General features: G+C 47.0%; 11 protein-coding genes and 1 tRNA gene. 10 read left to right on the forward strand and 2 right to left on the reverse strand.

Going from position 1 to position 9,963, the window contains the following annotated elements; all coding sequences use genetic code 11:
- Window positions 1-152 precede the first annotated feature (152 nt).
- The 10 genes from QUA97_RS27275 (at window position 153) to QUA97_RS27320 (ending at window position 8,762) form a co-directional block, all read left to right on the forward strand.
- Window positions 153-401: a type II toxin-antitoxin system VapB family antitoxin gene (locus QUA97_RS27275; RefSeq protein WP_194008510.1), complete on the forward strand. Its 249-nt coding sequence runs from the start codon at window positions 153-155 to the stop codon at window positions 399-401.
- 181 nt (window positions 402-582) lie between these two features.
- Entirely contained in the window at window positions 583-2,019 is a 1,437-nt protein-coding gene (locus QUA97_RS27280; protein WP_333114552.1) for a hypothetical protein, read from the forward strand.
- A 231-nt stretch (window positions 2,020-2,250) separates the two neighbouring features.
- Window positions 2,251-2,724 carry a hypothetical protein gene (locus QUA97_RS27285; RefSeq protein ID WP_333197393.1) on the forward strand — a complete coding sequence of 158 codons (474 nt, stop codon included), beginning with the start codon at window positions 2,251-2,253 and terminating at the stop codon, window positions 2,722-2,724.
- On the forward strand, window positions 2,724-3,248 hold the full coding sequence (locus QUA97_RS27290; RefSeq protein WP_333197396.1) for a hypothetical protein: 525 nt from the start codon (window positions 2,724-2,726) through the stop codon (window positions 3,246-3,248). The genes QUA97_RS27285 and QUA97_RS27290 overlap by 1 nt, the downstream gene beginning before the upstream one ends.
- Window positions 3,245-3,514, forward strand: a complete 270-nt coding sequence (locus tag QUA97_RS27295; protein ID WP_333114558.1) for a hypothetical protein — start codon at window positions 3,245-3,247, stop codon at window positions 3,512-3,514. The genes QUA97_RS27290 and QUA97_RS27295 overlap by 4 nt, the downstream gene beginning before the upstream one ends.
- A complete protein-coding gene (locus QUA97_RS27300; protein ID WP_333197399.1) occupies window positions 3,457-4,095 on the forward strand; it encodes a hypothetical protein in 639 nt (212 codons plus the stop codon). The genes QUA97_RS27295 and QUA97_RS27300 overlap by 58 nt, the downstream gene beginning before the upstream one ends.
- Window positions 4,096-4,883: 788 nt before the next feature.
- A complete protein-coding gene (locus tag QUA97_RS27305; RefSeq protein WP_333197402.1) occupies window positions 4,884-7,628 on the forward strand; it encodes a DUF3854 domain-containing protein in 2,745 nt (914 codons plus the stop codon).
- 139 nt (window positions 7,629-7,767) lie between these two features.
- Window positions 7,768-8,085: a hypothetical protein gene (locus QUA97_RS27310; protein WP_333114564.1), complete on the forward strand. Its 318-nt coding sequence runs from the start codon at window positions 7,768-7,770 to the stop codon at window positions 8,083-8,085.
- Between the two features lie 81 nt (window positions 8,086-8,166).
- Entirely contained in the window at window positions 8,167-8,460 is a 294-nt protein-coding gene (locus QUA97_RS27315; RefSeq protein ID WP_333114567.1) for a hypothetical protein, read from the forward strand.
- A gap of 32 nt (window positions 8,461-8,492) precedes the next feature.
- Window positions 8,493-8,762 (forward strand): flagellar alpha dynein, encoded by a 270-nt coding sequence (locus QUA97_RS27320; protein ID WP_333114569.1) that lies wholly within the window; start codon window positions 8,493-8,495, stop codon window positions 8,760-8,762.
- Between the two features lie 82 nt (window positions 8,763-8,844).
- Here QUA97_RS27320 and QUA97_RS27325 read toward each other — a convergent pair.
- Window positions 8,845-8,926 (reverse strand) — tRNA-Leu (locus QUA97_RS27325).
- A 129-nt stretch (window positions 8,927-9,055) separates the two neighbouring features.
- The gene (locus QUA97_RS27330) at window positions 9,056-9,784 is read right to left on the reverse strand and encodes a peptidoglycan-binding domain-containing protein (protein ID WP_194065823.1); all 729 of its coding nucleotides are present in this window, start codon (window positions 9,782-9,784) and stop codon (window positions 9,056-9,058) included.
- Between the last annotated feature and the right edge of the window lie 179 nt (window positions 9,785-9,963).

Here is a 9,963-nt window from a genome sequence, read left to right on the forward strand (position 1 = left end):
GGCACATCTTTAGATGAACTTATCTGTGCCTACTGCGCTCAATAGTGTCTCTTTTTTATTTGAAATGACTATAACTGCATCAATAATAATACGATCGATTTCTTCCGAGTGGCGATCGTATGATTAAAACAACGGTTAAAAGATGAAAGCCAATGATGACCAGCCTGAATGTGGATACGGCACTGCTACAAGAGGCGATCGAACTACAACGAGAAAATTCGCTGGAAACCTTAGTTGAAATCGCCTTGCGCGAATACATTCAACGCCGCAAACAACCGCAGTATCTCGAACTTAGCTTTGGAGAATCTCTCGGTGCATTTCTGGAAAAATATCAAGTTCACGAATTGAGCTTAAATCCCGATCGAATTTGGGAAGATGTTCGCGCCGGAACAAAGCATTGACTTTAGTGCGGATAAAAGGACTTGAATTAACACTTAGGCTTCAAATTACGATTTTCCGCCGTCCTAGCGCTTTTCTCTACTCACTCTGAAAGTCCTGTCTTGCACTTGAGCGAAGACTGAGCTACTTGATGTATGGTCTATACAGCAAGCAAACTCAACATTTTAGAGCTGGGAGCGAAAGATGAGCGAAAAGTTTAATTCAGTCACAACAAATACTACCGCCGACTACCTTATCGGCTACGAGCGGATTTTGGACTATTTCAAGCAAGCCCAGAAGGAATGCCCTAAAGGAGTAGGACTCAAAAGAGACAGCAAAGCTAGTGGGGGTTACATAACGCTTCAGTTCAAGTTAGGTAACAAGCGGGTCAACAAAACCTGCGGGTGCTATCTGACGATGCAGGGTATTACTGACGCTACGAGAAAAGCTCATTTAGTCGCTAATGCTCTAAGCTCGTTCTCTAGTGAGTCTCAGTTTTTAGCGTGGTACGATGATACGATTCTAGAAAAAAATATCATCAAAAATGATTTGATGACGTTTGGTGATGCGATAGCAAAAGTAGAGAAAGATTACTGGGATGGACGTACTAAACGCCGTCAACAGCGCGACAAAAATAGTATCAGTCAGCAGAATACTTGGGATGCCGTTTACGGTCACGATTACAAGCTTTTACCACGGAATACGGTTGTCAACTTAACGGATATTCTGTCGGTAATCAATAGTAAAAAACAAGGCAGTAAATGTTTTAAAAACTGCTTGTGTGCCATGAAAAAGTTAGCTGAAGTTATCGGCAATACTGATATACTCGCTCATCTCAAGGAGATTGACGGAAGACAAACGGAGTTTAGAAAAGACCTGCAATCAGTATCCATTGACGAATTTATTAAATTCTGTGAAGATGTTTTAGATGTCCCTCTTGGCAATAAACGATACAATTTAGAGCAGCGACGCTGTTGGTTATGGGTGTTCTCAATGCAAGTGGTGTATGGTTTTCGAGTACACGAAGTCTTTGCTATTCAAAACATTGACAAATCATTTAAGACAGAGGATGGAATTATTATTCAGGCACTGACCGAGCCAGACAACGTGAGAATGATTGCTGTAGTGGGCGACAAAACATCACTAGATACAACGACTAAGACTGGCTACCGACTGTGCGTACCGATGTTAGCACCGACTCATCCTGACTTAATAGAGCGTTTAGGAATCAAGTCGGGTAAACCACCTGAAATCTGTTTATTGTCAGATAGTCCCAAAACAATTGCTGGCATATACAGTCGCCGTGCTTGGACTACTTTGAAAAGATGGAATAAAGGTTTTACTCAGTCTCACGCTTTACGTCATTTGGCTAATCTTAATGGTCAGATGGCTGGGATGTCTCAGGAGACGAGAGCCAAAAATTTGGGACATTCAACGCAGATGAACGAAGGCACTTACAAGAAGCGAGCTAATACCAAAACGACAATTGATTTATTGACTCGATTTACAAAGGAAGCTATTCCTTTGAGTAGCGCTATTCAGGTGCTCAAGCAAATAGGAAGCGACGCACAATGTATTAGATTATTGGCTGCTATTTACGGCATTACTCCCGACGAAGTGATAGAGTTGCTTGCCGAATAATTGGAAACAAAAGTTTACAGTCTCTGTGTTGACAGATGGCTGTGAAACTGCGATCGTATGTAACTAAGGAAGATTTGATGCGCGACTGACTAGCGTACCACCGCTAACCAAGTCACGACTTCCCCAAACCGTTTATCAGCAACGTTTGGAGCCTAAATATAATGCCACATTCAGCCGATTGTCCCAAGAGGCGATCGCAACACTTAACGTTTCCGGGTGCGGGGGCTAGCCATGACTGAGCCTCCCGTACATTACCGCCGCATTGACAAACTCAAGGCGATCGCTTTCGAGCGCGGTTTCACCAACGAAGACGCAAAGCAGTTTGGGAAGCTTTCCAAGACTTCCACATGGGAAGCGCTGCTAGAGCTTTATCTTGTTGACGGCGAATCACTAGACAGTGTAGACACTGTAGACATTACTCTCAATGTTGTAGACACTGCAGACACAATACCTGAATCCTTTAATACAGAAGCTGTAGACAGTGTAGACACTGGCTGGACTAACGACGGTTCCTTCCCCGTCTGCGACTTTACCCGCCAGACTTCCACCAACTTTTTAGAATGGGTTGATTTTTCTCAACTCATCGCACTTGTACTCGCATCGGCGGGGGTCTTTGTGCTGGCAATGTCAATGTGGCGACAAATCAATCCTCTCAATCTGTTTCCCCCAGTTCGCATCAACATTCAAATCGGAGCAGCAAAGTAATGGGTTTCATGCAAAAACTGTTGAGCGGTGGTAGCAATCAAGCTGCTACCCAGTCCGGCGGTGGAATTGTCCACGACGGAACACACGCAATCGACAAAAATAAAGTGATGGCCGCCACCTCAGCGGATGCAATCAGCCCGTTAAACCCCGGTAAATTTGCAGCAGGCGAGCGCTCGGTTCCCATCATTCAGAAGCCTCGCTATTTCACCGAAGAAGAAGCGGATGCAATGAAAGAGCTTGCCAAGCAAAAGACCGAGGGAGCCAGACAGTCCAAGCGCGGTTATGAAGCTGCGGGGAAGATTGAAGAAGCTGATGCAAAAGTTCACAAGTACCACCGCAAGTATGAAGGCGTGGTGGCTGACAACGAACTCGTTAAAAAGCGCGCTGATGCTCGACTTGGCAAACACTTACACGCTCAACGCCCTGCCTATGCTCGGCTTGGAATGAGTCTCGACCAAGCGGCCAGCAATGCCGAAACTCGCATCGGTGAAATTAGAGCCAAACTGCAAGGGGCGAAACCATGACAAAGGCGATCGCAATTTTCAACGATTTTTTGATGGTTGCGGTTGCCTCTAGCTTTTTCTGCTGGCTGGCTTCCTTGCATCCTCAAGCCTTGGCGCTCGTCCGCGCTGCTTACATAATTTTTGCTGTGCTGTGGATGCTGAGCTGGATGCTCGACGATTGGCTGATTGCACGGCTCAAAATCAAAGCGCTCGATTTGCAGGGCATTTTGTGTCTAGCATTTGCAGCCGTGGCGATCGGATTGGGGGTGATGATATGTCGCTCTTAAAAATATCGGTGCTGACGGTTTCGAGTTTCACCCTTTGGCTAGCGCCACCGTTTATCCTCAGCCGAAAGATTCCTTTGCACAACTTGACTACAGGATTGGCCTTAATCGGCTCCTGGGCTTGCTGCTTTGAAGCTCGCAGGGTTGCCGTCAAACTCAACCAAGTTGAGGAATTCGAGGCAATGAAAAACGCGGCAATTAACGCTGATGTCGCAGATGAGCTGGCAACAGAGATTTATGTCTCCGAACAGCAACGGCGCATAGAAGCTGAGGAAATTCTCAACACGAATCAGCGAACAGGACGCGAAAACGAGACAGAACTCAATTCGATAAAAGAATCACTAGAACTATTGCTGAATAAGACTTCTGGCGATTCTGGAGAATTAACAACCATTGATTTATCTGCTAGGCAGCGCGAACAAATCGAATCAATTCTGCAATGTCACGCCAAAGGCATCCACGGAAAAAATAAAATCCTCAAAGAAATTTGGGGCGTGAGCCCCGGTAGCAGTCAAGCTTACCGCAACGCAAAGGCTGAGTATGAATACTTACTTCCATTTATTAAGGAGGAAAAAGAAGAATGAAAGCGCGGGCCGGGGGGGGGCTGGTTTAGGGTCTGCCCCCCGGCCGCACACACCCAGAATTTAAGGCGCCGCAGGCAACCGGAACCGAGTAATACCCGGTACACTCTTTAATAAGTAGAAAAAAAGCTTAATAGATAATGTTAGTTAAAAAATAGGATAAAGTAGATAGTAAACAATTCACCATCTACTTTGATATGTTTTTCAGCTATTTGACTCTCTAAGCTTTCAGGCTTATTCACTAGCGGGATTTTTTCGATGTTCCGCTAGCAAGCTCTGCTGAAGTTGCACAGACTCCGCCGGAACTTCGGAAAAATAGCCGCAACCCTCTGGCACGTTGTACGATTTAAAAATTGGTGGAATCCTAGCCTTGAGCGATCGAGGTGCATCCAGTAGGCAGCCCAAGAAATGCTTTGACAAGAGAAAGAGTAGGCGCGATTTGTACCAGTTCGGCTGTATGAATCCGGGAATCTCCCAAAGTAGGTTGTTAGGAGGGGCGGGTTAAAACCCGGTAAACAGACGGCCCGGTGATGAGCGCCGTGAGTGCATACGACTCACACATTGAGCTAGATTCGATTCTCATTTGCACGAGATAACTGGCTTTTTATCGGATAGGGAAAGGAAGCAAAACAATTTATAGTCTTGCCTTTCAACGATATAAAGCTCGTTCCAATTCGTGCTTCAAGCTTTTAAAAATTCAAGTAAACACCAAAAAACCGCTGCTCTTCAAATTGGAGTCTGATGCTGCAACGGCTTTTGGTACTAAACCCGCTTTTTAGGGCGGTAAATTCATGAATTCATCATACCCCAATGGGTCAAATTCTGCATCCCAAAATTCAACCTTCATCAGCCCCAAACACCTCGCCGAGTGGGTTGAAGGTTCAGCCGTATCAGAAGCGATCGCCCGTCTCAATATCGAATCGCTAGAAGCCAAAGAACTCAACGAACGCATCCAGCCCAAAGAACCAATCAAAACAGGTGGTTGGTGGTGTCGCAGCATCAACTGGCGCACTGGGGTAAAAACAGGGAACCGCTACGGACAGGGCAAGCCGGACCAGCCGCACCAACCAGAAGGGCAAAAACCGCGCAAATACCTAACAGCATCAGGGACTGAACCCGACGCAATCTTTCTAGCCATGCCAGACAGAGATTACTGGTTCAAGACTCGCAACGACCTCTCTGTTCCCCGGCACTGGACAGAAGGGGTTAAAAAGGCTGGCTCTGGACTGAGCATCGGCTTAGCAACCATTGCTTTGACAGGAGTTTGGAACTGGGGCAAAAACGGGCAACTAGCAAAAGAGGTTGAAAACTGGGTGCAACCCGAAACTGTTCACTACATAGACTTTGATTCTGACTATGCGGGCAACTCATCTTGCCGTGCAGCCATTTTGAAGCTTGGCCGCTTGCTAGAAGAACGCGGATGCGAGGTCTACATAACAACTTGGGATGCCCAATTCAAAGGGATGGATGACTTTATCAAAGCTAACGGTGGCGATGCCTTCAAAGAGGCTGTAGCGAACGCGCCAACCCTAGACAAATGGGAGAAACAGCTCAAAAAAAGCGATCGCAAAAAAGCTGCTTTAACCCCTAATAAATTTCTTACCTCTCACGCGCATACGCGAGAAGATGTAGTATGCCAGAAGTATGACAGTAGTGCAAATGACTACATCCCTGATATAGCACCGCCTCCAGAGCTTAGTTACGTCCAAAAGGCGGAGGCTTCACTGTACTCTGAGGGGCATTGGGTGTCGATTGCGGGTCAAATTTACCAATTTGCCGACGGTTATTATCAACTGCGGTCGGAACCTTCGGAAAAACGCCGTATCCGTGATTGGCTCAGTACCTATTTTGAGAACGTTAAGGGCGTATACCGCTGCAACCGTGCCAGCTCTGCCAGCATTAATCAGGTTTACGACTGGGTGGTTGCAGGTTTGGCGGTAGAGATTGATGCCGTGAACCCGCCGGGTCTGAACTGCTCTAACGGGGTTCTCAGGATTAATCCCGATGGTTCCCATACTTTTGCCCCGCACAATCCTAAGCAGGTCTACACCTACATTGGTGGCAAATACGACTCCAGTATTAGCCCCGTAGATTGCGATCGCCTTTTAGAGTGTCTGGAACCACAACAGCGTGAAATTTTCCTTAGAACGGTTGCTGCTGCACTGTGTCTACCGCTGGCTCGCCTGAAGATGTCGCGGGTTAAAGGACTGCTTTGTCACGGCGATGGCAGTAACGGTAAGGATACTTTGCGGACTGCTTTGGTGGCGGTGTTGGGACGGGGTGTGACAGGCAAAAGCTTAAAGGACTTTCAGGTTTATGACAGCGGGAGAAAGTTTCCTCTTGCTGGCCTGGAGAATTCTTTGTGCAACTGGTCTAGCGAAAACGCAGACGCGGTGAAACTGGATAAGCTGCAAAGTCTCAAGCAGTTCATCACGGGCGATGAGCTGACAATTGAGCACAAGGGGCGTGGCGAGTATCCGTACAAGCCAGAGGCTATATTCCTTGCTAACTGCAATGTTTTGCCAAGTATCAGCAGTGATGCAGAGGCTATCAGGAGTCGTTACTGCATTTTGAGCTTCAAGAAAACTTACGCGGTTGGGGCTGACTCTGGGAAGGGCCAGTTAGAAGCTGACCCTCGGTTCAAAGAAGACCCCAATTTTATTTTGGAACGGATTGCGCCGGCACTTCTCAACAGGATGCTGGAGCGGATACCGTTGCTGCTGGCTGAGGGGATTAATTACGGCTCTAGTGACGCAGCTTTACGGGAAGCTCAGGAAAAGTCTCAGCATCTGTGGCAGTTTGTCAGAGATATGGGATATGAGGCCGGCCAAGGTGAGCGCGTTTATGCCAAGGACTTGTGGCAAGAGTTGCGGGATTGGTATGTAGAGGCTGGCATTCTTGAGATTGAGGGTGAGAAGGAAAAATTGGTTTGGAACGAGTTGCCGGGGCGCGATACTCCTGTAAAGGCTATCAACCAAGTGTTTGCGCGGTTCAGTGAGTTGTTCCCTAGATTGCAAAAACATCGACACACAGAAAGGGGCTTCGAGTCTCAGCGAATGATGGGTGAAGCTTACTATCTTGGTATCTGCAAACAAAATTCCAAAATAAGTAAAAAATCATCCTCAGCATCCTCAGCACTTGACTCTACGGTACTTTCATCCTCAGCACTGCTTCAGCAAAAAAATTCTGCTGAGGATGGTGCTGAGGCAGTAACCCTTACACAGAGAGCTGCTGAGGATGCTGAGGACGAAAACTCACTTCTTTTGGAGTTATGCAATTCTTTGTCAAAACTCACCCTGTCTCAAAGACAAAAACTGACAAAACTCACCGGCATTCCCTGCTCTGACCCCATCAAAGCATTCAGACTCGGAGACGAAGTGGCTGGTAACAATCCAGAGGACATTAGCTATAACTGGCACGGTCGCATCGTTGAGATTCACACGAGCATCGGTTGCAAGGTTGACTGGCAAGAGCGCGACGGCATGAAGGGCGGACGGGTAATCTCAATGCTCTTCTGTAACCTGCGGAAAATTTAGCCGCTGACTGACAATTGACGGCTAAACTTTATCCCCCTTAACTGGGGGATTTTCATGTCTACAAATCTTGTAGACAAAATGTTGACAGTGTAGACAGTTGCCTGTTATTGTAGACAAATACTGTATACAAGTGTCTACAATGAGTCAAAGTCAAGTCGTATCGTTTAGAGCTTCCGGTCACTTCCTAAACTGGATAGAGGCTCAGAGGTTAGACGGTGAGTCGGTTAATCAAGCAGCACAACGCATTCTCAAGGAAGTCTCAGGTACATCTACAGTGCCGTCTACAACCTTGTCTACAGATTTGTCTACACGAAACAATGATAGCGTCGCGTCTACAAATGTTGTAGACATTGTAGACAAGGCTGTAGCCGATTGTATTGCCCCACTAATTCAACGAATAGCTGCCATTGAAGAACGTCTGGAACAACTCGGTGTTAGCCTACTAGACAACCACTAGACACAGTGCTAGCATATAACTAGACAACCACTAGACACAGTGCTAGCATATAACTAGACAACCACTAGACAGGTACTAAACATGACAGACAGATGCCAGCTTAACTTGAGATTGGACGGTCGCCGTGACTTGCTCGAAACCATTAAAGATGTCGCAGCAGCAGAGGGTTTGAGCGTCAATGCTTGGGTAGTGCGAACTTTAGAGCAAGCGGCCAACCAGGCAGTATCAGCGCCGACAACCCAACATCAAACACAAGTGTCCGAAATTTCGGACATCGAACCAGTGCTAGACAACTTGCTAGACACTAAGCTAGACACTCTGCTAGCGGCTAAATTAGCAGGGATTGAAGAACGCTTGGGAAAATTGAGTGCCTGAGTGACGGCAACGATGAATCACTCAGGCAGGAATTGAAAGCGGCCAACAAGCAACTTACAGAGTGGGATGCAGAACTCAATCAGTTACACGAGCGCAACGGCGATTTGGTTTTAGAAGTTCAGATGCTGAGGCAAGAACTCAAGAAAGAACGCGCCGATCGGGAAGCAAATCAAAACTCAGCTCCGACCGACGCGGATTTTCCAGAGCCGGCAGACTTGCTCAACCAGTTGAAAGCCAGACGCAAAAAGTCCGGGGCAAACTTGGCAGATATAGAGGTGCTTTTGGAAATACTTAGCACCTAAAAGAGCGAAGGATGAGCGGACAGCGTAAGTTTTAATGGCGTAACAAACCTGAAACTATTGATGTACAAAGCATTGAGTTTAGTGCGGATAAAAGGACTTGAACCTTCACTCCTTTCGGAACCAGAACCTAAATCTGGCGCGTCTGCCAATTTCGCCATATCCGCATTTTGACACCGAACTAACATAGCACAGCACAAAGCCATGCGTCAAGATCCAGAAACCCGGTTATTTTTGGACACCGGGTTCAATCATGAGTTATAGCCACAGGAATTTCCGTATATTTGACTCGTCACTTAGTTTTGCCCGATCGCCTTCCAAGTGATTTCGTCAACCACGCCGTCAGCCGTCAAACCCTTATACTCCTGAAAGCTCTTGACAGCCGTAGCAGTGCGAGCGCCAAAAATCCCGTCGATCGGGCCCGGATCGTAACCCTGCATTTCCAAACGCACCTGTAGCGTCTTCACCTTAGAACCCGCCGCGCCTTTAGTCAGAGCAGTTGCAGGATTTGTCGGAACCGAAGCACTCTTCTGAACTCGATCGTCGCTTGGAAGTGCAGCATTGCTTTGCAAACTTTCAGGAGCTGACACCGGATCTGCTGCTAAAGCCGTCCAAGTTTGTTTATCCACAATACCGTCGGAATTCAAACGCTGAGACTTCTGAAAAGCACTCACAGCCGATTTGGTGCGAGAACCATAGGAACCGTCGATCGTCCCGATCGCAAAACCGTGAACTTGCAACCGCTGCTGTATGGCCGCAACTTCAGGCCCATCTGCTCCCGCCGAGATAGTTTTTTCCTTTCTCACAGGCTGCTGCTCCCCTGAATAAAAAGGCTTATTAAACATACCTCCTTGAGAATTTGCCTCCGGCTGTGTAGACGCACCAGGATCGGCGGGACTCACAAAGTCTCTGCGGTATTGTTCCTGCACAAAGGGTTTGGAGTCGAAGGCTGCATTTGCCTTTTTGGTCAACCCAGGAGCGAACAGAGCTAGCAAGCTAAAAATCGTAACAGTAGTTAAACGCATAAGTTTCATCCTGTTGGTAAAGTTTGACAAGGTTTCCCTGTTTTCATGTTTCTCAATCTCATTGTATTACCCGGATCGCTTTCTAAGAAATATCTTTCCAGGCCATTGGTAACAAGTTAAGCTTGTATGCCAGTTGTCAAGGGGAGTTCAGAAGATTTCTCAAAGAAAAATTGATTCTG

The organism is Microcoleus sp. CZ3-B2 (assembly GCF_036705055.1).
Classification (GTDB): Bacteria; Cyanobacteriota; Cyanobacteriia; order Cyanobacteriales; family Microcoleaceae; genus Microcoleus.

Bases quoted from the DNA above. Each gene is read 5' to 3' on its own strand.
- QUA97_RS27275 (WP_194008510.1), top strand. From the start codon at position 153: ATGATGACCAGCCTGAATGTGGATACGGCACTGCTACAAGAGGCGATC.
- QUA97_RS27280 (WP_333114552.1), top strand. From the start codon at position 583: ATGAGCGAAAAGTTTAATTCAGTCACAACAAATACTACCGCCGACTAC.
- QUA97_RS27285 (WP_333197393.1), top strand. From the start codon at position 2,251: ATGACTGAGCCTCCCGTACATTACCGCCGCATTGACAAACTCAAGGCG.
- QUA97_RS27290 (WP_333197396.1), top strand. From the start codon at position 2,724: ATGGGTTTCATGCAAAAACTGTTGAGCGGTGGTAGCAATCAAGCTGCT.
- QUA97_RS27295 (WP_333114558.1), top strand. From the start codon at position 3,245: ATGACAAAGGCGATCGCAATTTTCAACGATTTTTTGATGGTTGCGGTT.
- QUA97_RS27305 (WP_333197402.1), top strand. From the start codon at position 4,884: ATGAATTCATCATACCCCAATGGGTCAAATTCTGCATCCCAAAATTCA.
- QUA97_RS27310 (WP_333114564.1), top strand. From the start codon at position 7,768: ATGAGTCAAAGTCAAGTCGTATCGTTTAGAGCTTCCGGTCACTTCCTA.
- QUA97_RS27315 (WP_333114567.1), top strand. From the start codon at position 8,167: ATGACAGACAGATGCCAGCTTAACTTGAGATTGGACGGTCGCCGTGAC.
- QUA97_RS27330 (WP_194065823.1), bottom strand. From the start codon at position 9,784: ATGCGTTTAACTACTGTTACGATTTTTAGCTTGCTAGCTCTGTTCGCT.